Source organism: Pseudomonas sp. TE3895 (assembly GCF_056278855.1).
Window position 1 is genome coordinate 776,306 of sequence record NZ_JBWBQE010000001.1, and the last position, 20,828, is coordinate 797,133.

The 20,828-nt window shown below is 62.6% G+C and carries 21 protein-coding genes and 1 pseudogene; 12 read left to right on the top strand and 10 right to left on the bottom strand.

Translation table 11 applies throughout. The annotated features are described in order from the left end of the window. Positions 1–63 precede the first annotated feature (63 nt). Complete coding sequence (locus ACZ889_RS03405) at positions 64–294, bottom strand: DUF1127 domain-containing protein (protein WP_003253515.1); 231 nt, start codon at positions 292–294, stop codon at positions 64–66. 178 nt (positions 295–472) lie between these two features. On the opposite strand from ACZ889_RS03405, the gene ACZ889_RS03410 reads away from it, so the two are divergent. After that, the gene (locus ACZ889_RS03410) at positions 473–1,903 is read left to right on the top strand and encodes an aminotransferase-like domain-containing protein (protein ID WP_003253513.1); all 1,431 of its coding nucleotides are present in this window, start codon (positions 473–475) and stop codon (positions 1,901–1,903) included. Positions 1,904–1,963: 60 nt separating this feature from the next. Then, positions 1,964–3,517 (top strand): phospholipase D family protein, encoded by a 1,554-nt coding sequence (locus tag ACZ889_RS03415; RefSeq protein ID WP_476257178.1) that lies wholly within the window; start codon positions 1,964–1,966, stop codon positions 3,515–3,517. 36 nt (positions 3,518–3,553) lie between these two features. Here ACZ889_RS03415 and ACZ889_RS03420 read toward each other — a convergent pair whose 3' ends face one another. Both ACZ889_RS03420 and ACZ889_RS03425 read right to left on the bottom strand, forming a co-directional pair. Further along, entirely contained in the window at positions 3,554–4,693 is a 1,140-nt protein-coding gene (locus ACZ889_RS03420; RefSeq protein WP_003253511.1) for an MFS transporter, read from the bottom strand. A 110-nt stretch (positions 4,694–4,803) separates the two neighbouring features. After that, the gene (locus ACZ889_RS03425) at positions 4,804–6,297 is read right to left on the bottom strand and encodes an aldehyde dehydrogenase (RefSeq protein WP_003253510.1); all 1,494 of its coding nucleotides are present in this window, start codon (positions 6,295–6,297) and stop codon (positions 4,804–4,806) included. 196 nt (positions 6,298–6,493) lie between these two features. Here ACZ889_RS03425 and ACZ889_RS03430 point away from each other — a divergent pair, with 196 nt between their 5' ends. Then, positions 6,494–6,853, top strand: coding sequence for a cupin domain-containing protein (locus tag ACZ889_RS03430; RefSeq protein WP_003253509.1), 360 nt, complete (start codon positions 6,494–6,496; stop codon positions 6,851–6,853). A gap of 83 nt (positions 6,854–6,936) precedes the next feature. Continuing rightward, a complete protein-coding gene (locus ACZ889_RS03435) occupies positions 6,937–7,140 on the top strand; it encodes a hypothetical protein (protein WP_004575219.1) in 204 nt (67 codons plus the stop codon). A gap of 67 nt (positions 7,141–7,207) precedes the next feature. On the opposite strand, the gene rpmG is transcribed toward ACZ889_RS03435, so the two are convergent. Then, entirely contained in the window at positions 7,208–7,363 is a 156-nt protein-coding gene (gene rpmG, locus ACZ889_RS03440) for a 50S ribosomal protein L33 (protein WP_003253507.1), read from the bottom strand. A gap of 11 nt (positions 7,364–7,374) precedes the next feature. Next, positions 7,375–7,611 carry a 50S ribosomal protein L28 gene (gene rpmB, locus ACZ889_RS03445; RefSeq protein ID WP_003253504.1) on the bottom strand — a complete coding sequence of 79 codons (237 nt, stop codon included), beginning with the start codon at positions 7,609–7,611 and terminating at the stop codon, positions 7,375–7,377. Positions 7,612–7,972: 361 nt separating this feature from the next. On the opposite strand from rpmB, the gene ACZ889_RS03450 reads away from it, so the two are divergent. After that, the gene (locus tag ACZ889_RS03450) at positions 7,973–9,562 is read left to right on the top strand and encodes an ABC transporter substrate-binding protein (protein WP_274143851.1); all 1,590 of its coding nucleotides are present in this window, start codon (positions 7,973–7,975) and stop codon (positions 9,560–9,562) included. 134 nt (positions 9,563–9,696) lie between these two features. On the opposite strand, the gene radC is transcribed toward ACZ889_RS03450, so the two are convergent. Next, positions 9,697–10,377 (bottom strand): RadC family protein, encoded by a 681-nt coding sequence (gene radC, locus ACZ889_RS03455; RefSeq protein WP_004575218.1) that lies wholly within the window; start codon positions 10,375–10,377, stop codon positions 9,697–9,699. A 125-nt stretch (positions 10,378–10,502) separates the two neighbouring features. On the opposite strand from radC, the gene coaBC reads away from it, so the two are divergent. The 4 genes and pseudogenes from coaBC to argB all read left to right on the top strand — a co-directional run bounded on the left by coaBC (position 10,503) and on the right by argB (position 14,623). Continuing rightward, entirely contained in the window at positions 10,503–11,714 is a 1,212-nt protein-coding gene (gene coaBC / locus ACZ889_RS03460) for a bifunctional phosphopantothenoylcysteine decarboxylase/phosphopantothenate--cysteine ligase CoaBC (protein ID WP_003253409.1), read from the top strand. 5 nt (positions 11,715–11,719) lie between these two features. Beyond that, complete coding sequence (gene dut, locus ACZ889_RS03465; protein WP_003253408.1) at positions 11,720–12,175, top strand: dUTP diphosphatase; 456 nt, start codon at positions 11,720–11,722, stop codon at positions 12,173–12,175. 144 nt (positions 12,176–12,319) lie between these two features. Continuing rightward, positions 12,320–13,687: pseudogene (locus tag ACZ889_RS03470) on the top strand (phosphomannomutase/phosphoglucomutase); the annotation flags it as partial. 30 nt (positions 13,688–13,717) lie between these two features. Then, a complete protein-coding gene (gene argB, locus ACZ889_RS03475) occupies positions 13,718–14,623 on the top strand; it encodes an acetylglutamate kinase (RefSeq protein ID WP_004575216.1) in 906 nt (301 codons plus the stop codon). A 159-nt stretch (positions 14,624–14,782) separates the two neighbouring features. On the opposite strand, the gene pyrE is transcribed toward argB, so the two are convergent. Next, a complete protein-coding gene (gene pyrE, locus ACZ889_RS03480; protein ID WP_003253405.1) occupies positions 14,783–15,424 on the bottom strand; it encodes an orotate phosphoribosyltransferase in 642 nt (213 codons plus the stop codon). A gap of 80 nt (positions 15,425–15,504) precedes the next feature. On the opposite strand from pyrE, the gene ACZ889_RS03485 reads away from it, so the two are divergent. Then, positions 15,505–16,284, top strand: coding sequence for an exodeoxyribonuclease III (locus tag ACZ889_RS03485; protein ID WP_003253401.1), 780 nt, complete (start codon positions 15,505–15,507; stop codon positions 16,282–16,284). A 33-nt stretch (positions 16,285–16,317) separates the two neighbouring features. Here the strand turns inward: ACZ889_RS03485 and ACZ889_RS03490 are convergent, their stop codons facing one another. Beyond that, positions 16,318–16,686, bottom strand: a complete 369-nt coding sequence (locus tag ACZ889_RS03490) for a DUF4870 domain-containing protein (protein WP_014861507.1) — start codon at positions 16,684–16,686, stop codon at positions 16,318–16,320. 23 nt (positions 16,687–16,709) lie between these two features. Further along, entirely contained in the window at positions 16,710–17,432 is a 723-nt protein-coding gene (gene rph / locus ACZ889_RS03495; protein WP_003253397.1) for a ribonuclease PH, read from the bottom strand. A gap of 228 nt (positions 17,433–17,660) precedes the next feature. Here rph and ACZ889_RS03500 point away from each other — a divergent pair, with 228 nt between their 5' ends. Continuing rightward, the gene (locus ACZ889_RS03500; protein ID WP_180689076.1) at positions 17,661–18,524 is read left to right on the top strand and encodes a YicC/YloC family endoribonuclease; all 864 of its coding nucleotides are present in this window, start codon (positions 17,661–17,663) and stop codon (positions 18,522–18,524) included. A gap of 13 nt (positions 18,525–18,537) precedes the next feature. Then, complete coding sequence (gene gmk, locus ACZ889_RS03505) at positions 18,538–19,158, top strand: guanylate kinase (RefSeq protein WP_003253393.1); 621 nt, start codon at positions 18,538–18,540, stop codon at positions 19,156–19,158. 33 nt (positions 19,159–19,191) lie between these two features. Here the strand turns inward: gmk and ACZ889_RS03510 are convergent, their stop codons facing one another. Further along, on the bottom strand, positions 19,192–20,733 hold the full coding sequence (locus tag ACZ889_RS03510) for an APC family permease (protein ID WP_003253391.1): 1,542 nt from the start codon (positions 20,731–20,733) through the stop codon (positions 19,192–19,194). Between the last annotated feature and the right edge of the window lie 95 nt (positions 20,734–20,828).

Consider the following 20,828-nt stretch of genomic DNA (forward strand, 5'->3'; position numbering starts at 1 on the left):
CCTGACGTTGGACAAAAATCCAACCTCAGGGCGTTTCACATGGGCAAACCCAGGGTAACCGTGTCAGTCCTTCCAGAAGGGTTTCCGCCCTTCGATCCGGGCCTGCTCCCAGCTCAGCCCGACATCGCGCAACTCGTCATCGGTCAGCTGCAGCAACGCCCTGCGGGTATGCCAGCGATGCAGCATCAGCCCCCAACGCCCCAAACCCTCTGGCGCGTTGAACACCTTGGCCTGCTGCCCGGCTTCCAGTTCCTTGGCCAACAGTTGCAAGCGCACATCGCTCATGCCACCCATCACCGCATCCTCCCGTTCAGTGGTTACCGTGGAGAAAGCATGCGCGTCGGCACCCTCGACAATACAGATCCAATACAGCCTTATTATTCCCATACAGAATTGGCCGCTGGCCGACTGAATGCTGTATTTTCGGGCCAACTGTACCGGTCGCTATGCCAATGCAGCGCAGGAGTATGCCGTGACCCTCTACCTGAATCTCGCCGAAATACTCGGCGCCCGCATCGAGCAGGGGCTCTATCGCCCCGGCCAGCGCCTGCCGTCCGTGCGCGCACTGAGTGAGGAGCACGGGGTCAGCCTGAGCACCGTGCAGCAGGCCTATCGCATACTCGAAGACAGCGGTATGGTCTCGCCGCGGCCCAAGTCCGGCTACTTCGTCAGCGACCAACGGCAGTTGCCGGCACTGCCCGCAGTTAGCCGCCCGGCCCAGCGCCCGGTGGACATCTCGCAGTGGGAACACGTGCTGGAGCTGGTGCGCAGTACGCCGCGCCAGGATGTGGTGCAACTCGGCCGCGGCATGCCCGACATCGACAGCCCTACCCTGAAGCCGCTGCTGCGCAGCCTTGCCCAGTTGAGCCGGCGCCAGGACATGCCTGGCCTGTACTACGACAACATCCACGGTAACCTGGCCCTGCGCGAACAGGTGGCCCGGCTGATGCTCGACTCCGGCTGCCGCCTGGGGCCGGCCGACCTGGTGATCACCACCGGCTGCCATGAAGCGCTGTCATGCAGCATCCGCGCGGTCTGCGAGCCAGGCGACATCGTCGCGGTCGACTCGCCCAGCTTCCACGGCGCCATGCAAACCCTCAAAGGCTTGGGCATGAAAGCGCTGGAAATCCCCACGGACCCGGTCACCGGCATCAGCCTGGAGGCGCTGGAACTGGCCCTGGAGCAGTGGCCGATCAAGCTCATCCAGATCACCCCCAACTGCAACAACCCGCTGGGCTACATCATGCCCGAGGCACGCAAGAAGGCCCTGTTGAGCCTCGCCCAACGCTATGACGTGGCAATTCTGGAAGACGATGTGTACGGCGACCTGGCCTATACCTACCCACGCCCACGCACCCTGAAGTCGTTCGACGACGATGGCCGCGTGCTGCTCTGCAGTTCGTTCTCCAAAACCCTCGCGCCCGGCCTGCGGATCGGCTGGGTGGCGCCCGGGCGCTACCTGGAGCGTGTGCTGCACATGAAGTACATCAGCACCGGCAGCACCGCCAGCCAGCCTCAGCTGGCCATCGCTGACTTCATCGCCGGCGGCCACTACCAGCCCCATGTGCGGCGCATGCGCAGCCAGTACCAGCGTGGCCGCGACCTGATGGGCGACTGGGTGACCCGCTACTTCCCGGCGGGCACCCGGGTGAGCCGGCCCCAGGGCGGCTTCATGCTGTGGGTGGAATTACCCGAACATCTCGATACGCTTCGGCTGAACCGCGCTTTACTGGAGCAGGGCGTGCAGGTTGCCGTGGGCAGCATCTTTTCGGCCTCGGGCAAGTTTCGCCACTGCCTGCGCATGAATTTCGCCGCCAGGCCAACGCCGCAAATCGAAGCCTCCGTGCGCAAGGTTGGTGAAACCGCCCTTCGTCTACTGGATGACGAAAGCGCCGACGCGTAACTTTGCGCCGCCCGTCACGGTCAAACCCCTAAAGCCCTTGCTGCACAGGACGGTCCACCCTTGAGACTCCAGCGAGCCTTGCCTCTGCTGCTGGTGTTGTTGCTCGGCCTTGCCGGTTGCACAAGCATCAGCGCGCCCCGCGAAACCAGCCAGGCGTTGCCGGCCCACGAATCGGCCTTTGGCCGCTCGGTGCTGCGCCAGGCCGCGCCCTATGGCGGCCGCTCGGGCTTTCGCCTGCTGCCCAACAGCAACGAGGCATTTCGCGCCCGCGCCGAACTGATACGCAACGCCCAGGCGAGCATCGACCTGCAGTACTACATCGTCCACGACGGCCTCAGTACCCGCGCCCTTGTGCATGAACTGCTGCGCGCTGCCGACCGTGGCGTGCGCGTGCGCATCCTGCTCGACGACACCACCAGCGACGGCCTGGACACCGTCATGGGCACCCTTAATGCCCACCCGAACATCCAGATTCGTGTGTTCAACCCACTGCATCTGGGGCGCAGTACCGGCGTTACGCGCGCCGTGGGCCGGCTGTTCAACTTGTCGCGCCAGCACCGGCGCATGCACAACAAGCTGTTCCTGGTGGACAACAGCATGGCCATCGTCGGCGGGCGCAACCTGGGCGACGAGTATTTCGATGCCGAGCCCAACCTCAACTTCACCGACATCGACCTGCTGGGCGTGGGCCCGGTAGCCGAGCAACTGGGGCACAGCTTCGACCAGTACTGGAACAGCGCCCTCAGCCGGCCGATCACCGACTTCCTCTGGCATGACCCGGATGCCAATGACCTGCGGGCCAGCCGCCAGCGCCTGGAAGTGTCGCTGGCCAAAGCCAGGACCCAGCGCAAGGCCCTGTACGACCGCTTGATGGCCTACCAGTCGCAGCCGCGCCTGGATGTGTGGCGCAACGAGCTGATCTGGGCTCACGCCCAGGCGCTATGGGATGCGCCCAGCAAGGTGTTGGCCGAAGACGAACCGGACCCGCAATTACTGCTGAGCCAGCAACTGGCACCGGACCTGGCTAACGTGCACCGCGAGTTGGTCCTGGCATCGGCCTACTTTGTACCGGGCGAACCGGGGCTGCTGTACCTGACCGGCCGCGCCGACGCTGGCGTTTCGGTGAAGCTGCTGACCAACTCGCTGGAAGCCACCGACGTGCCGGCAGTGCATGGAGGCTATGCACCCTATCGTCGTGCCTTGCTTGAGCACGGGGTGCAGCTTTACGAGCTTCGCCGCCAGCCAGGCGACCCCAGCGCGGGGCGACTGAGTTTCCGTGGCAGCTCGGATTCGAGCCTGCACACCAAGGCGATCGTGTTCGACCGGCGCAAGACCTTCATCGGCTCGTTCAACTTCGACCCGCGCTCAGTATTGTGGAACACCGAGGTCGGGGTACTGGTGGACAGCCCGGAGCTGGCCGAATACACCCGCGAGCTGGCCCAGCAGGGTATGGCACCTGCGCTGAGCTATCAGGTGAAACTGATAGGTAACAAGCTGGTATGGGCGACCGAGGACAATGGCCAACGGCACGTGCTGACGTCTGAGCCGGGTGGGGTCTGGCGGCGGCTCAATGCCTGGATCAGCAAGGCGGTTGGCTTGGAGAAAATGCTGTAGCTGCGATTCCGGGGGCCTTGCGGCCCCCAACAATCATCAGGCAGAAACCGGCTCAAAGGCTCCGCGCCGCCGGGTCAATACCACCAACCCCGCAGCCCCGGCCGCCATCAGGAACAGCAACGCATGCCCGCTGATCCACTGGCTCCCCGCCCCCGCCAACAACGGCCCGAGCAAACAGCCAATACCCCACAGCTGAGCCACGTGGGCATTGGCCCGTACCAACTCATCATCGCGGTAGCGCTCACCGATCAGCACCAGCGACAAGGTGAACAGGCCGCCGGCACTGGCGCCGAACAACACCCACAATGGCCAGATAACCGGTGTGTGCAACAGCAGCGGGATCGCCAAGCTGGACACCAGCAGGGTCACCGCACAGCCAGTGAACAAGGTACGTCGCGACATATGGTCGGCCAGCGCGCCGATGGGCAACTGCAGCACCGCATCACCCACCACCACGGTACTCACCATGAACAAGGCGATTTCGGTGCTGAAACCCTGCTGCAGGCAATACACCGGCAGCAACGTGAGGATCATCGCCTCGAACGAGGCGAACAGGGCAATGGCCCAGGCAATTACCGGCAAGCGTCGGCAGAAGGCGAACAGGTCGCCAAAGGTGACACTGCAGGCTTCCGTGCTCGGCGCCCCACCACGCCCCAGCAGAACCAGCGGCGCGGCCAGCAGCAGGCCGGTCGCCGCCCAGAAGCCGAAGTCGTCATCAGAGCCAAGGAAACCCAGCACCAACGGCCCGGCCAACTGGCTCAAGGCGTAGCTGCTGCCATACAGCGCCACCAACCGGCCACGCCACTGTTCGACCACCAGTTGGTTGATCCAGCTTTCGCCGAGGATGAACACCACGGTCAGGGACATGCCGATCATCAGCCGCAGCAGCAGCCATAACGGGTAACTAGGCAGCAACGCGAGCAGGCCAATCGACAGCGCCCCGCCCCACAGGCACAGGCGCATCGCCGAAGGTACGCCAACCCAACCTGCCAGGCGGCTGGCCAGGCTGGCGCCGGCCAGTACGCCCAAAGCCGGCATTGCCGCCATCACGCCGATGGCGAAGCTGCCGTAGCCCCAGGCCTCCAGGCGCAGGGACACCAGCGGCATGCTCACGCCGAGCGCCAGCCCGACACTGAGCACCGATGCCAGTACGGCGAAGTAGGTACCCCAACGCATTGCAGCCTCCCAGCCAATATTTCCAGGGGCCCATTTGCGGGCAAGCCCGCTCCTGCATCGGTCGCGAAGACCTGCAGGAGCGGGCTTGCCCGCGAAAAGGACCTACCGGGTTACAGCTTGATCCAGGTCGCCTTCAGCTCGGTGTACTTCTCCAGTGCGTGCAGCGACTTGTCACGGCCGTTGCCCGACTGTTTGAAGCCACCGAACGGCGCGGTCATGTCGCCACCATCGTACTGGTTGACCCAGACGCTGCCCGCACGCACGGCACGGGCGGTTTTGTGGGCCTTGGAAATGTCCGAGGTCCAGATACCCGCTGCCAGGCCATACGGGGTGTCGTTGGCAATGGCCACGGCTTCTTCGGCGGTGTCGAAGGCAATCACCGACAGCACCGGGCCGAAGATTTCTTCCTGGGCAATGCGCATGGCATTAGTCACGCCGTCGAAGATGGTCGGCTCGACGTAGGTGCCGCCGGTCTCTTCCAGGGTGCGCTTGCCGCCGGCCAGCAGCTTGGCGCCGTCCTTGTGGCCAGCCTCGATGTACGACAGTACGGTGTTCATCTGCTGGGTATCGACCAAGGCACCGACAGTGGTCTGCGGGTCCAGCGGGTTGCCTGGCTTCCAGCCTTTCAGGGCTTCTACCACCATCGGCAGGAACTTGTCCTTGATCGAACGCTCGACCAGCAGTCGGGAACCTGCAGTGCACACTTCGCCCTGGTTGAAGGCGATGGCGCTGGCGGCGGCTTCGGCGGCAGCTTGCAGGTCCGGGGCGTCGGCAAAGACGATGTTCGGGCTCTTGCCACCGGCTTCCAGCCAGATGCGCTTCATGTTCGACTCGCCCGCGTAAACCATCAGCTGCTTGGCGATCTTGGTCGAACCGGTGAACACCAGGGTATCGACGTCCATGTGCAGGGCCAGTGCCTTGCCCACGGTGTGGCCATAGCCTGGCAGCACGTTCAGCACGCCAGCCGGGATACCGGCTTCGATCGCCAGTTGGGCGATGCGGATGGCAGTCAGCGGCGATTTTTCGGACGGCTTGAGCACGACCGAGTTACCGGTGGCCAACGCCGGGCCGAGCTTCCAGCAGGCCATCAGCAGCGGGAAGTTCCAAGGTACGATGGCACCGACCACACCTACCGGCTCGCGGGTAACCAGGCCAAGCTGATCATGCGGGGTCGGGGCAACTTCGTCGTAGACCTTGTCGATGGCTTCGGCAGTCCAGTGGATGGCTTGGGCCGCACCTGGGATGTCGATACTGGAGGAGTCGCCAATCGGCTTGCCCATGTCCAGCGTTTCCAGCAGCGCCAGCTCTTCGACGTTCTTGCGCAGCAGGTCGGCGAAACGGATCAGCTTGGCCTTGCGCTTGGCCGGGGCCAGCTGCGACCACACGCCGGAGTTGAAGGTGGCACGGGCGTTTTCAACAGCGCGGTTGGCATCGGCCAGGTCGCAGCTGGCAACCTTGGCCAGGAAGCGTCCGTCGACCGGGCTCAGGCACTCGAAGGTTTCACCGGATGCGGCATCGGTGTATTCGCCGTTGATGAAGGCACGGCCTTCGATCTTCAGTTGCTGGGCACGTTGTTCCCAGTCCGCACGGGTCAGGGTGGTCATACGAAACTCCTCCTCTTGTTTAGGTGCAACGCCGCACTGAGGACTCACAGGCGTTGTCAGAATTCTGGCCGGGCGCCAAGCGCACACTGGCAAGCGATACCCTAAACCAGCCGGTGTAAACTATCAATATATTTGACACGAGAGGCTCAAAAGCCTACTGATGTTCATTTTATTAAACAACAACAGGAGCCGAACCATGAGTATCGATAGCATCATCGACTTCGCGCAGGTCCTCACCGAAGCCGAACGCTACCGCCCGGCTGCAGAGAAAATTCTCAAGGGCGAACCGGACCAGGCGGTCTACAACCATTATTCCAGCCCGTGTGGGCAGTTTGCCGCTGGCGTATGGGAAGGTGAGGTGGGCCAGTGGACAGTGAACTACACGGAGCACGAATACTGCGAGATCGTCCAGGGCGTTTCGGTGCTGCGCGACCAGGACGGTGGGGCTAAAACCCTGCGTGCCGGCGATCGGTTTGTCATCCCCGCCGGCTTCAAAGGCACTTGGGAGGTGCTGGAGCCGTGCCGCAAGATCTATGTGATGTTCGAGCAGAAATAATTATGTAGCGCAGGGAGTTTGCAGGCATGCGTGAGGATGACCCTGCCCGTTTCGGGCCATTCAGCCTCACAAGGAAAATCAGCATGACCAACGAAGAAGTTCTGCAAACCCTCGCTCACCTGGTCGGCACCCGCTACGTGCCGGAGCTGAAAGGCACCATCTGCGCCCTCACCGGGCGCACTCGCGTGGTTGGCCCCAACGAGATGTCCACCCGCGACTACGACGCAGCGCGCATCCAGATCAAGGCCGACGCCGACCTGATGATCCAGAGTTTCGCCTTCAACTGACCCTGCTGCAGCCCAAAAAAAACCCGCGTCCTTTCGGATGCGGGTTTTTTTTCAGGTCGCCGATCAATTACTTGATCTTGGCTTCCTTGTACACCACGTGCTTGCGAACAACCGGATCATATTTCTTGATCTCGATTTTGTCCGGGGTGGTGCGCTTGTTCTTGTCGGTGGTGTAGAAGTGGCCGGTACCGGCACTCGAAACCAGACGGATCAATTCACGCATGATGCTCTCCCTTAAACCTTGGCGCCAGCTTTACGGATGTCAACCAGAACGGCGTCGATGCCGCGCTTGTCGATGATACGCATGCCTTTGGCGGAAACGCGCAGACGCACGAAACGCTTCTCGGATTCAACCCAGAAACGGTGGTGCTGCAGGTTCGGCAGGAAACGACGACGGGTTTTGTTGTTTGCGTGGGAAATGTTGTTCCCGGTTACTGGACCCTTACCAGTAACTTGACAGACTCTCGACATGACTCAGCCCTCTAAAACCACATGCCCAACCCGGCATGGGTTGGCCGCTTAATCTCTCAGTCTTTGGCGCCTGGGCGCCGTGATTCTGGAGGCCTTATCGACCGGATCCGCTGATGCGACAGGCCGAGCCCCTAGAAAAGAGCGCTGCTTTATACCAGAAAGACTTGGCTGCAACAACAGTAGATGCACATTACCGCTAGCCAGAACGCGCCGGGCCAGCATAGCGGCAGGCCCCGCCAGTCGTCGACCGCTCGTCGCAAGATTTGCAAAAAAGGGTGTGGTCATTTGCCGGCGGGCGCACTAGGGTAGGCCTTTTACAGACTGCACTGGCAGATGGGCCACTGACAGCCAAGGAGCCACCATGCGTGCCGCCGCACTTTCCTTATTGTTCACCTCCCTGTTCGCCGCCGGCGTTGCCCAGGCCGCTCCGCTGAGCGTTTGCAGCGAGGCCAGCCCCGAAGGTTTCGACGTGGTGCAGTACAATTCGCTCACCACCACCAACGCCACCGCCGACGTGCTGATGAACCGCCTGGTGGAGTTCGATGCGGCGCAAGGCAAGGTGGTGCCGAGCCTGGCGACCAGCTGGACGGTATCGGCCGACGGCCTGGTGTATGACTTCACCCTGCGCGATGACGTCAAGTTTCACAGCACCCCCTACTTCAAGCCAGGCCGCAAGCTGAATGCCGACGACGTGCTGTTCAGCTTCCAGCGCATGCTCTACCCGGCCCATGCCTGGCACAAGACTGCACCGGGCGGCTACCCGCATGCCCAATCGCTGCAGCTGGGCAGCCTGATCAAAGCGATCGAGGCACCGTCGCCGAACACCGTGCGCTTCACCCTCAGCCACCCGGACGCCACCTTCCTGGCCACCCTGAGCATGGGCTTCGCCTCGATCTACTCCGCCGAATACGCCGACAAGCTGCTCAAGGCCGGCACACCGGAAAAGCTCAACAACCAACCGATCGGCACCGGGCCGTTCGTGTTCCAGCGTTTCCAGAAAGACGCCGTGGTGCGCTACCGCGCCAACCCGGACTACTTCGCCGGCAAGCCGGCGGTCGACCCGCTGATCTTCGCCATCACCACCGATGCCAACGTGCGCCTGCAGAAGCTCAAGCGTGGCGAGTGCCAGGTTGCCCTGTCGCCCAAGCCGTTGGACATTGCCGAAGCGGGCAAGGACGGTAACCTCAAGGTGGCCACCACCCCGGCATTCATGACTGCCTTCGTCGCCATCAACAGCCAGCACCCGCCGCTGGACAAGCCGGAAGTGCGCCAGGCGATCAACCTGGCCTTCGACAGGCAGGCCTACCTCAAGGCCGTGTTCGAAGACTCTGCGGTGGCTGCCAACGGCCCCTACCCGCCTAACACCTGGAGCTACGCCAAGGACCTGCCCGGCTACCCGCTGGACCTGAAGAAAGCCAAAGCCCTGCTGGCCAAGGCCGGGCTGGCCGAAGGCTTCAGTACCACCATCTGGACCCGGCCCTCGGGTAGCCTGCTCAACCCCAACCCCAGCCTTGGCGCGCAGATGCTGCAAGCCGACCTGGCGAAGATTGGCGTGAAAGCGGAGATCCGCGTGATCGAGTGGGGCGAACTGATACGCCGCGCCAAGGCCGGCGAGCATGACTTGCTGTTCATGGGCTGGGCGGGCGACAACGGCGACCCGGACAACTTCCTCAGCCCGCAGTTTTCCTGTGCGGCGGTAGAGTCAGGGACCAACTTCGCACGCTTCTGCGACAGCCGCCTCGACCAGCTGATCAGCGCCGGGCGCACCACCAACGACCAGAGCGTGCGCAGCCGGCTGTACCAACAGGCGCAGACACTGATCCAGCAGCAGGCGCTGTGGGTGCCACTGGCGCACCCGACGGCGGCGACCTTGCTGCGCCAAGGCGTCGAGGGGTACCAGGTGAGCCCGTTCGGACGGCTGGATTTCAGCAAGGTGACGGTGACCAAATAAGCCTGTACCGGCCTCTTCGCGGGTAAACCCGCTCCTACAGGACAGCGCCAGCCTGGCAGTTGACGCTACCCCTGTAGGAGCGGGTTTACCCGCGAAAGGGCCCGTACTGACCCTATAAGGCTCTCAGTAGTCCCTCAGGCCACAATCCACCCATGCTCGACCATCGACAACGGCTCCCCATCACCAATGATGATGTGATCCAGCACCCGCACATCAATCAACGCCAGCCCCCGCTTCAACGACAGGGTCAAATGCACATCGTCCTGACTCGGTTCACTGATCCCTGAAGGATGGTTGTGGCACAGGATCAATGCCGCAGCGTTGTGCACCAACGCCCGCCGCACCACCTCTCGCGGATAGACACTCGCCCGATCTATCGTGCCCCTGAACAGGATCTCAAATGCCAGTGGCCGGTGCTTGGTATCGAGAAACAGACACCCGAACACCTCGCTGGCCTCATGCCTGAGCATGGCTTTCAAGTAGCGTCGCACCGCTGCCGGGCTGTCCATGGCAGACTCGCGCTCAATCGACGTTGCAAGGTGCCTGCGGCCGATCTCAAGCAGTGCCTGCAGCTGGCTGTACCTCACCGGGCCCAACCCAAGCTCGCCGACGAAGGCCTCGCGGTCGGCCTCCAGCAACCGGCGCAAGCTGCCGAACTTCACCAACAAGCCTCGCGAAAGCTCCACGACATTACGCCCACGTACGCCTGAGCCGAGAAAAACGGCCAGCAGCTCCGTATCTGTCAGGCTCCCTGCCCCTCGCTGCAACAACTTCTCCCTAGGCCGTTCTTGCGCCGGCCACTCCCTGATGTTCATTCCACCCCTGCCTTTGCTGCGGCCCATTTCGGCCCTGTGTTAATCTATTTCGCCTCGTACATGCGACGTTCCGCCGCAGGCATTTCAAACGTCGTCGCCCGCTCTCACTGGAAAAAGGCAAGCCTATGCAGCGGCTGTATCGCAAGCGCATCGTTCTCGGCGTGGGTGGCGGCATTGCCGCCTACAAAAGCGCCGAGCTGATTCGCCGTCTCCTGGAGCACGGCGCGCAGGTGCGCGTCGTCATGACCCGGGGTGGTGCAGAATTCATCACCCCGCTGACCCTGCAGGCGCTGTCGGGCCACCCCGTACACATGGACCTGCTCGACCCGGCCGCCGAAGCTGCCATGGGCCATATCGAACTGGCCAAGTGGGCGGACCTGGTGCTGATCGCCCCAGCTACCGCCGACCTCATGGCACGCATGGCCCAGGGCATGGCAGACGACCTGCTGACCACGCTGGTGCTGGCCACTGACGCCACCGTCGCCGTGGCGCCGGCGATGAACCAGGCCATGTGGCGCGACCCGGCCACCCAGGCCAACCTCGAGCTGCTCAAGAGCCGTGGCATTCAGGTGTTCGGCCCGGCATCCGGCAGCCAGGCCTGTGGCGACGTCGGCCTGGGGCGCATGCTAGAAGCCACCGACCTGGCCTGGTGCGCCGCGGAAAGCTTCAAGCGCCAGGCACTGACCGGCAAGCACGTGCTGATCACCGCCGGGCCGACCCAGGAAAACATCGACCCGGTGCGCTACATCACCAATCATAGCTCCGGCAAGATGGGCTTCGCCCTGGCCGAAGCGGCCGCCGAAGCAGGGGCTCGGGTGACCCTCGTCACGGGCCCTGTGCACTTGCCAACCCCTGACCGGGTCAGCCGCATCGACGTCGTCAGCGCGCGAGACATGCTCGCGGCCTGTGAAGCGGCCATGCCGTGCGACCTGTTCATTGCCTCGGCAGCGGTTGCGGACTACCGCCCCGAAGTGGTTGCCACACAAAAACTGAAGAAAGATCCTACGACCGGCGACGGCATGCTGCTGCAGATGGTGCGTAATCCCGATATCCTTGCCACCATTGCTGGCCGCGCCGACCGCCCGTTCAGCGTCGGCTTTGCCGCCGAAACCGAGCACCTGCTCGATTACGCCACGCGCAAGCTCAAGGACAAGAACCTCGACCTGATCGTCGCCAATGATGTGGCCAACCCCAGCATCGGCTTCAACAGCGAAGAAAATGCCTTGACCGTGATCGACCGCCAGCAGCACCAGACCCTCTTCGCGCAGACCAGCAAGGGCAAGATTGCCCGGCAACTGGTCGCCTTCATCGCCGAACGGCTCAACCAGGTTCAATAAGTTACATGCACGCTCTTCAAGCCAAGATCCTCGACCCACGCCTGGGCAGCGAATTCCCGCTACCCGCGTACGCCACCCCCGGCTCCGCCGGCCTCGACCTGCGCGCCCTGCTCAAGGAAGACACCCTCCTCGAGCCGGGCCAGACCATTCTGATTCCTACCGGCCTGTCGATCTACATCGGCGACCCGGGCCTGGCGGCAGTCATCCTGCCGCGCTCGGGCCTGGGCCATAAGCATGGCATCGTGCTGGGCAACCTGGTCGGCCTGATCGATTCGGACTACCAGGGCGAGCTGATGGTGTCGTGCTGGAACCGCGGCAACACGCCGTTCACCATCGCGGTGGGCGAGCGCATCGCCCAGCTGGTGCTGGTACCGGTGGTGCAGGCTCACTTCGACATCGTCGAAGCATTCGACGAAAGCCAGCGTGGCGCTGGCGGCTTCGGTCACTCCGGCAGCCACTGAGCCGGCAAATGACCGTTCAGGCCAAGGATGGCGAACTCTCTGGCGAAACCACCGTCCAAGCGTTCAGTTTGCGCCTGCCCAGAAAGCCTTTGACTAATGGAGCTTCCAGAGATGAACGACATGGCCCACCTGGTCCCCGCCGCATTGCCCGACAGCATTTTCCGCGCATATGACATACGCGGCGTGGTCGGCAAGACCCTTCACGCCGAAACCGCCTACTGGATCGGCCGCGCCATCGGCGCGCAAAGCCTGGCCCAGGGCGAACCGCAGGTTTCGGTAGGGCGCGATGGCCGCCTGTCGGGCCCGATGCTGGTGGAACAGCTGATCAAGGGCCTGGTCGATGCGGGCTGCCACGTCAGCGACGTCGGCCTGGTGCCTACCCCGGCGCTGTACTACGCAGCCAACGTGCTGGCCGGCAAGTCCGGTGTGATGCTGACCGGCAGCCACAACCCGTCGGACTACAACGGTTTCAAGATCGTCATCGCCGGTGACACCTTGGCCAACGAACAGATCCAGGCCCTGCTGACCCGCCTGAAAACCAACGACCTGACCCTGGCCCAAGGCCGCGTGGAAAAGGTCGAGATCCTCGACCGCTACTTCCAGCAGATCGTCGGCGACGTAAAGCTGGCGAAAAAGCTCAAGGTGGTGGTGGACTGCGGCAACGGCGCCGCTGGCGTGGTTGCACCGCAACTGATCGAAGCCCTGGGCTGCGAAGTGATCCCGCTGTTCTGCGAGGTCGACGGCAACTTCCCCAACCACCACCCGGACCCGGGCAAGCCGGAGAACCTCGAAGACCTGATCGCCAAGGTCAAGGAAACCGGTGCCGATATCGGCCTGGCCTTCGACGGTGACGGCGACCGTGTCGGCGTGGTGACCAACACCGGCAGCATCGTCTACCCCGACCGCCTGCTGATGCTGTTTGCCCAGGACGTGCTGTCGCGCAACCCAGGTGCCGAGATCATCTTCGACGTCAAATGCACCCGCCGCCTGACCCCGCTGATCGAACAGCACGGTGGCAGCGCCTTGATGTGGAAAACCGGCCATTCGCTGATCAAGAAGAAGATGAAGCAGACCGGTTCGCTGCTGGCAGGCGAGATGAGCGGTCACATCTTCATCAAGGAACGTTGGTACGGTTTTGACGACGGTATCTACAGCGCCGCGCGCCTGTTGGAGATCCTCAGCAAGACCCAGCAGAGCGCCGAAGACCTGTTTGCCGCCTTCCCGAACGATATTTCCACGCCGGAAATCAATATTGATGTGACCGACGAGGGTAAATTCAGCATCATTGATGCACTGCAACGCGACGCCGACTGGGGCGAAGCCAACCTGACCACCATCGACGGTGTGCGGGTCGACTACGCCAATGGCTGGGGCCTGGTTCGCGCCTCCAACACCACCCCGGTGCTGGTGCTGCGCTTCGAGGCCGACAGCGACGCCGAGTTGCAACGTATCAAGGATGTTTTCCGCACCCAGTTGCTGCGGGTAGAGCCTGAGCTGCAACTGCCGTTCTGACCGACTATCTGTTCCTTACAGGAGCCCTGCATGACCCTCGATCGCGATGCCGCTTCCCATGTAGCCGAGGTTTTGTCCGAAGCACTGCCTTACATCCGCCGCTTTGTCGGCAAGACCCTGGTGATCAAGTACGGCGGCAACGCGATGGAGAGCGAGGAGCTCAAGACGGGCTTCGCCCGTGACATCGTGCTGATGAAGGCTGTGGGCATCAACCCGGTGGTGGTCCACGGCGGTGGCCCGCAGATCGGCGACCTGCTCAAGCGCTTGTCGATCGAGAGCCACTTCATCGACGGCATGCGCGTCACCGACTCGGCGACCATGGACGTGGTGGAGATGGTGCTGGGTGGCCAGGTCAACAAGGACATCGTCAACCTGATCAACCGCCACGGCGGCAGCGCCATCGGCCTGACCGGCAAGGACGCGGAGCTGATTCGCGCCCGCAAGCTGACTGTCAGCCGCCAGACGCCCGAGATGACCACTCCGGAAATCATCGACATCGGTCACGTCGGTGAAGTGGTGAGCGTGAACACCGACCTGTTGAACATGCTGGTGAAGGGCGACTTCATCCCGGTCATCGCGCCAATCGGCGTGGGTGCCAACGGTGAGTCGTACAACATCAACGCCGACCTGGTGGCGGGCAAGGTGGCCGAGGCGCTGAAAGCCGAGAAGCTGATGCTGCTGACCAACATCGCCGGCCTGATGGACAAGCAGGGCCAGGTCCTGACCGGCCTGACCACCGAGCAGGTCAACGAACTGATCGCTGACGGCACCATTTATGGCGGCATGCTGCCGAAGATCAAGTGCGCGCTGGATGCGGTGCAGGGCGGCGTGAACAGCTCGCACATCATTGATGGCCGCGTGCCGAATGCAGTGCTGCTGGAGATCTTCACCGACAGCGGCGTGGGCACCCTGATTACCAACCGCAAGCCGCGCTGATTGATCGGTTAGCCTGCACTGGCCTCTTCGCGGGTAAACCCGCTCCTACAAAGGAAATCCCCGTGTAGGAGCGGGTTTACCCGCGAAAGGGCCAGATCAGGCGGCACAAAAAAAGGCGACCCTCTGAAGAAGGTCGCCTTTTTCATTCCTAGGCCAGGATCAGATCCCGTACTGCGCCCGATAGGCCTCCACAGCCGGCAGGTGCTGCTTCAACTGTGGATCGTCAGCCAGGAACTCCAGCACCTGGGTCAGCGAAACAATGCTGACCACCGGGATACCGAAGTCGCGTTCCACTTCCTGGATCGCCGACAGTTCGCCATTGCCGCGCTCTTCCCGGTTCAGCGCGATCAGTACACCAGCGGCCTTGGCCTGCTGGGCGTTGATGATCTGCATGACCTCACGAATGGCGGTACCGGCAGTAATCACGTCGTCGATGATCAGCACGTCACCGGCCAGCGGCGCGCCGACCAGGCTGCCACCTTCGCCGTGGTCCTTGGCTTCCTTGCGGTTGAAGCACCATGGCACGTCGAGCTGATGCTGGTCGGCAAGGGCCACGGCGGTAGTCGCCGCCAAAGGGATACCCTTGTAGGCCGGGCCGAACAGCACATCGAAGGGGATTTTGCTGTCGACGATGGCGGCGGCGTAGCAACGGCCCAGTTCAGCCAGGGCGGAACCGGTGTTGAACAGGCCGGCATTGAAGAAATACGGGCTGGTACGCCCCGATTTCAGGGTGAATTCACCGAAACGCAGTACCCCGCGATCGATGGCAAAACGGATAAAGTCGCGCTGATACGGCTGCATGAATAGTCCCGGACACCACGGATTTAGCTAAATGGGTTGAGCTCGGGTATCATACACGCACGAGATTTATGGGGCCATTTATGCGGATCATCAGTGTGAACGTAAATGGCATTCAGGCTGCGGCCGAGCGTGGTTTGCTCAGCTGGCTGCAAGCCCAGAATGCCGACGTCATCTGCCTTCAGGATACCCGCGCCTCGGCCTTTGAACTCGACGACCCAGCTTTCCAGCTCGATGGCTATTTCCTTTATGCCTGCGACGCGGAGGTGCCTGCCCAAGGTGGTGTGGCCCTTTACTCGCGCATGCAGCCCAAGGCAGTCATCACCGGCCTGGGCTTCGAGACAGCCGACCGCTACGGGCGTTACCTGCAAGCAGATTTCGACAAAGTCAGTATTGCCAGCCTGCTGCTGCCTTCGGGCATGAACGGCGACGAAGACTTGAACCAGAAGTTCAAGTTGATGGACGACTTCGCCAAGTACCTGGACAAGCAGCGTCGCAAGCGTCGCGAATACATCTATTGCGGCTCGTTCTACGTGGCGCAGCAGAAGCTCGACATCAAAAACTGGCGTGACAGCCAGCAGTCGCCAGGCTTCCTGGCGCCAGAACGCGCCTGGATGGATGCCATCACTGGCGAGATGGGGTATGTAGATGCCTTGCGCGAAGTCAGCCGTGAAGGCGACCAGTACAGCTGGTGGCCAGACAACGAGCAGGCCGAGATGCTCAACCTGGGCTACCGGTTCGACTACCAGATTCTCACCCCGGGCCTGCGCCGCTTCGTGCGCAACGCTCGCCTGCCGCGTCAGCCACGCTTCTCCCAGCATGCACCGCTGATCGTCGACTATGACTGGACGCTGACCATCTAAAAGGCCATTGGGGCTGCGTTGCAGCCCCAATGGTTATTTGATCGGCCGCCAGATCATCGGGTAGCGATAAGGCTTGCCCTCATTCGCCCGCACCGCCGCAATGATGATCAATATCATCACTGCCACCGTGAGCATGGCAAACAGCACCAGCCCGATAACCACGAACATCAGCAGGAAGCAGATGAACCCGGCAATGGTCACGCTGATTTGAAAGTTCAGCGCCTCTTTGCCCTGGGCGTCGATAAAAGGGTCTTGCTCACGCTTGAGGTGCCATAGCACCAGCGGGCCCAGCAGGTGCCCAAGCGGCACTACCAGGCCCAACAGCGCGGAGAGGTGGCAGAACATCGCCCATTGCCGGATTTCGGCATTGGGCGGGGTGATCGACAGGTTCGAATCGCTCATGCCCCGCACCTCCTTGGCTGGCTTCAGTCAGCCAGTGCCGCCTGCTGCAGCTCGAAAATCTCGTTCATGCCCTTCTGCGCCAGGGCGAGCATGGCGTTGAAATCTTCCGGCTGGAACGGTGCGCCTTCGGCAGTACCCTGCACTTCGATGAAACCACCAGCGCTGGTCATGACCACATTCAGGTCGGTTTCGGCTGCGGAGTCTTCCAGGTAGTCCAGGTCGAGCACCGCTTCGCCCTGGTACATGCCTACCGACACGGCAGCGATCATGTGCTTGAGCGGGTTGCCGCCCTTGAGGCCGCCGCGCTTCTTGATCACTGCCAAAGCATCGCACAAGGCAACCATGGCGCCGGTGATGGACGCGGTACGGGTACCGCCATCGGCCTGGATCACGTCGCAATCGACGTACAGGGTGATGTCACCGAGCTTGCTCATGTCCAGCGCGGCGCGCAGCGAACGGCCGATCAGGCGCTGGATTTCCAGGGTGCGGCCACCCTGCTTGCCACGGCTGGCTTCGCGCTGGTTACGTTCGCCGGTGGAGCGCGGCAGCATGCCATACTCGGCGGTCAGCCAGCCTTGGCCCTGGCCTTTGAGGAAGCGCGGTACACCGTTTTCAACGCTGACCGTGCAGATGACTTTGGTGTCACCGAACTCGACCAGTACCGACCCTTCGGCGTGCTTGGTGTAGTTGCGGGTGATGCGGATCGAGCGGAGCTGATCGGCAACGCGACCACTTGGACGTTTCATCTGGGATACCTGTACTGGGACTTTGAATCTGCCGAGCATTATAGAGCCCGCAGCCCGGGGAAGACATGCCTATTGTCGTGCCCGGCACAGCCCGTCGCCTTTTCCTACCGCAGTAGCCACCCGTCGGTAACATAGGTGGATTGGGCGCCACGGCGACACTGCGCTACAATCCTGCGCCTTGCAGCCGAGAGGCTCCCACCGTTCATTCATCTACGCGAGGTACTCCCCATGGTGCACAGCATGACCGCTTTTGCTCGTGTCGAGCGCGCCGGCAGCCAAGGCACCCTGGTCTGGGAGCTGCGTTCGGTCAACCACCGTTACCTGGAGCCGCACCTGCGCCTGCCCGAGGCCCTGCGCGACCTCGAAGGCGGTGTACGTGAAGGCCTGCGCCAGGGCCTGTCACGCGGCAAGGTGGAATGCACCTTGCGCCTCAACGAAGACAGTAATGGCAAACCGCTGAAAGTGGACCATGAGCGCGCCAAGCAACTGGTTGCCGCCGCCGAAGAAGTGGCGAGCCTGATCAAGCAGCCTGCCCCCCTGAACCCGCTGGAAGTGCTGTCATGGCCAGGCGTGCTGGTGGCCGACACCAGCGACCCACAGGCACTGAACGCCGAAGCCATGGCGCTGTTCGACGAAGCGTTGGCCGAACTCAAGGCCGGGCGCCAGCGCGAAGGCCAGGAACTGGCGCGGCTGATCAACGAACGCCTGGACAACATGGCCAGCGAAGTCACGACCCTGCGCGCCCTGGTGCCGCAGATGCTGGCGGCGCAGCGGCAGAAGATTCTCGACCGCTTCGGCGACATGCAAGCCGAGCTGGACCCACAGCGCCTGGAGCAGGAGATGGTACTGCTGGCCCAGAAAAGCGACGTGGCAGAGGAGCTCGACCGCCTCAGCACCCACGTCACCGAAGTGCGCCGCGTGCTCAAGGGTGGCGGCGCCGCTGGCCGGCGCCTGGACTTCCTGATGCAGGAGCTCAACCGCGAGGCCAACACCCTTGGCTCCAAGGCCTTCGACCCACGCAGCACGCAAGCGGCGGTCAACCTGAAGGTACTGATCGAACAGATGCGTGAACAAGTACAGAACATCGAGTAAGGCCACCCCTACCATGAACCACAGCAGCGGCACCCTCTACATCGTTTCGGCCCCCTCGGGTGCCGGCAAGACCAGCCTGGTCACCGCCCTGACCAAAGACGACCAGCAGATTCGCGTCTCGGTCTCGCACACTACCCGCGCCATGCGCCCGGGCGAGCAGCACGGGGTGAACTATCACTTCGTCGTCCACGAGGAGTTCAAGACGCTGATCGCGCAAGGAGACTTTCTGGAGCATGCCGAAGTGTTCGGCAACTTCTACGGTACTTCGCGCAGCGCGCTGCAGCACACCCTGGACCAAGGCTACGACCTGATCCTGGAAATCGACTGGCAAGGTGCCCAGCAGGTGCGCAAGCTGATGCCACAGGCGCTGTCGGTGTTCATCCTGCCTCCAAGCCAGGAGGCGCTTCGTCACCGCCTGGACGGACGCGGGCAGGACAGCGAAGAGATCATTGCCGGGCGCATGAAGGAAGCGGTCAGCGAGATGGTGCACTACGACGAGTATGACTACGTGATCATCAATGATGATTTCGACGCGGCGCTGGCAGACTTGAAAGCGGTGTTCCGCTCGAATCGGCTGCTGTTGAAGAAGCAGCAGCAGCGTCATGCGGCGCTGCTGAAGCAAATGATCGGCTAAAGATCGATGGGGCCGCAGAGCGGCCCCATTGGTTTATTCCTGCAGTGGCAAGGTAGCCTGCTGACGCAGGGTAGCCCCGAGGAAGTACGCCGGCGCACGCATGCGCGACAGCATCATCAGGCCGATACCAAGCACCGAGATGATCGCGGCAATCACGAACACCAGCCCCAGACCGCCCACATGCGAGCCGCTGCCGAAGTCCGGCGACGCACTGTCGATGGCGGTACGCACGAAGATCACCGACAAGATCACCCCACCCACCAGCGGGCACAGGCCGCGCATGATGAAATGGCGCAGGCTGTCGAACAAGCTGCCGCGGAAATACCAGACGCAGGCAAACGCGGTCAGCGAATAGTAGAAGCAGATCATCATGCCCAATGCCGTGATGGTATCTGCCAGCACGTTCTCGCTCAGCGTACGCATGGTCACGTAGAACAGGCCTGCGGCCAGGCCGGCGCAGATGGTGGCATAGCGCGGCGTTTGCGAGCGCGGGCAGACGCTGGCGAACTTCTGCGGTACCGCACCGTAATAACCCATGGCCAACAGGGTGCGCGCCGGCGCCACGAAGGTGGACTGCAGCGACGCCGCCGTACTGGCCAGCACAGCGATGGACATCAGGATCGCCAGCGGCCCCATGACCGGGCCGGCCAGGTGGGCAAAGACGTTCTCCTGGATGCGCGGGTTGTTCAGGCCCAGACCCGTTTCACTGATACCGGCAAACTGCAGGGTCGCGATGGCGGTGAACAGGTACAGGCCGAGAATCAACATCACGGTCCAGGTAGCGGCCTTGCCCGGCACCTCTTCGCTACCCACCGATTCTTCACTGACGGTCAAGCAAGTGTCCCAGCCCCAGAAGATGAAGATCGACAGTGACAGGCCAGCGGCAAAGGCCGAGAACGACTCGACACCGAACGGGTTGAACCAGGCGAAATCGAACGCCAGCGGTGGCGGCGCGGTGGTGCCGCCGAAAGCGGCGAAAGCAAAGCCGATCAACACCAGCAACTGCAGGGCCACCAAGCCGTACTGCACAGTCATTGTGGTGGCGATACCCCGACAGCAGATCCACACTGCCAAACCAATGAACACGCAACAGGTAACGATGTTGATCAACAGGTTGTCGGCCAACGCTGCCAGCTCATGCTTGCCGGTGATCTGGCCAAGGAACAGGTAGAAGAAGTCCACCGCCACACCTGCCAGGTTCGACAGCACGATCGTGGTGGCAACCACCAGTCCCCAGCCGCCGATCCAGCCGATCATCGGGCCGAATGCACGCGCCGACCAGGTAAACGAAGTCCCGCTGTCCGGCTCCGCCGAGTTCAGCTCGCGATAGCCCAGGGCAACCAGCAGCATCGGCAGGAAGCCCACGATGAACACGGCCGGCAGGTGGGCGCCCACCTCACGCACGGTCGGGCCAAGGGCCCCGGTCAGGGTATAGACCGGGGCGATGGTGGAAATGCCCAGCACCACGCTGGCCAGCAGGCCCAAGCGGCCCTTGGCCAGGCCTTTGCTGCGCTGAGTGTTGCCCGCGTCGGCCGCCACATCGGGTGGGCGGCCGGCTTCTGTGTAATTGCTCATGAGTATTTGCCGTAAATTTTGGAATTGTTTTAACAAGCCTTGGGTACAAGGCTCGCTTTCACTCATTGAAAGCTTGCTATCGGGGACGAGTCATC

What these genes read in the sequence shown, in the direction of transcription:
- ACZ889_RS03405 (WP_003253515.1), bottom strand. Translation starts at nt 294, where the DNA reads ATGGGTGGCATGAGCGATGTGCGCTTGCAACTGTTGGCCAAGGAACTG.
- ACZ889_RS03510 (WP_003253391.1), bottom strand. Translation starts at nt 20,733, where the DNA reads ATGAGCAATTACACAGAAGCCGGCCGCCCACCCGATGTGGCGGCCGAC.
- ACZ889_RS03490 (WP_014861507.1), bottom strand. Translation starts at nt 16,686, where the DNA reads ATGAGCGATTCGAACCTGTCGATCACCCCGCCCAATGCCGAAATCCGG.
- ACZ889_RS03435 (WP_004575219.1), top strand. Translation starts at nt 6,937, where the DNA reads ATGACCAACGAAGAAGTTCTGCAAACCCTCGCTCACCTGGTCGGCACC.
- gmk (WP_003253393.1), top strand. Translation starts at nt 18,538, where the DNA reads ATGAACCACAGCAGCGGCACCCTCTACATCGTTTCGGCCCCCTCGGGT.
- ACZ889_RS03450 (WP_274143851.1), top strand. Translation starts at nt 7,973, where the DNA reads ATGCGTGCCGCCGCACTTTCCTTATTGTTCACCTCCCTGTTCGCCGCC.
- argB (WP_004575216.1), top strand. Translation starts at nt 13,718, where the DNA reads ATGACCCTCGATCGCGATGCCGCTTCCCATGTAGCCGAGGTTTTGTCC.
- rpmB (WP_003253504.1), bottom strand. Translation starts at nt 7,611, where the DNA reads ATGTCGAGAGTCTGTCAAGTTACTGGTAAGGGTCCAGTAACCGGGAAC.
- ACZ889_RS03430 (WP_003253509.1), top strand. Translation starts at nt 6,494, where the DNA reads ATGAGTATCGATAGCATCATCGACTTCGCGCAGGTCCTCACCGAAGCC.
- rph (WP_003253397.1), bottom strand. Translation starts at nt 17,432, where the DNA reads ATGAAACGTCCAAGTGGTCGCGTTGCCGATCAGCTCCGCTCGATCCGC.
- ACZ889_RS03485 (WP_003253401.1), top strand. Translation starts at nt 15,505, where the DNA reads ATGCGGATCATCAGTGTGAACGTAAATGGCATTCAGGCTGCGGCCGAG.
- radC (WP_004575218.1), bottom strand. Translation starts at nt 10,377, where the DNA reads ATGAACATCAGGGAGTGGCCGGCGCAAGAACGGCCTAGGGAGAAGTTG.
- rpmG (WP_003253507.1), bottom strand. Translation starts at nt 7,363, where the DNA reads ATGCGTGAATTGATCCGTCTGGTTTCGAGTGCCGGTACCGGCCACTTC.
- ACZ889_RS03420 (WP_003253511.1), bottom strand. Translation starts at nt 4,693, where the DNA reads ATGCGTTGGGGTACCTACTTCGCCGTACTGGCATCGGTGCTCAGTGTC.
- ACZ889_RS03425 (WP_003253510.1), bottom strand. Translation starts at nt 6,297, where the DNA reads ATGACCACCCTGACCCGTGCGGACTGGGAACAACGTGCCCAGCAACTG.
- dut (WP_003253408.1), top strand. Translation starts at nt 11,720, where the DNA reads ATGCACGCTCTTCAAGCCAAGATCCTCGACCCACGCCTGGGCAGCGAA.
- coaBC (WP_003253409.1), top strand. Translation starts at nt 10,503, where the DNA reads ATGCAGCGGCTGTATCGCAAGCGCATCGTTCTCGGCGTGGGTGGCGGC.
- ACZ889_RS03500 (WP_180689076.1), top strand. Translation starts at nt 17,661, where the DNA reads ATGGTGCACAGCATGACCGCTTTTGCTCGTGTCGAGCGCGCCGGCAGC.
- pyrE (WP_003253405.1), bottom strand. Translation starts at nt 15,424, where the DNA reads ATGCAGCCGTATCAGCGCGACTTTATCCGTTTTGCCATCGATCGCGGG.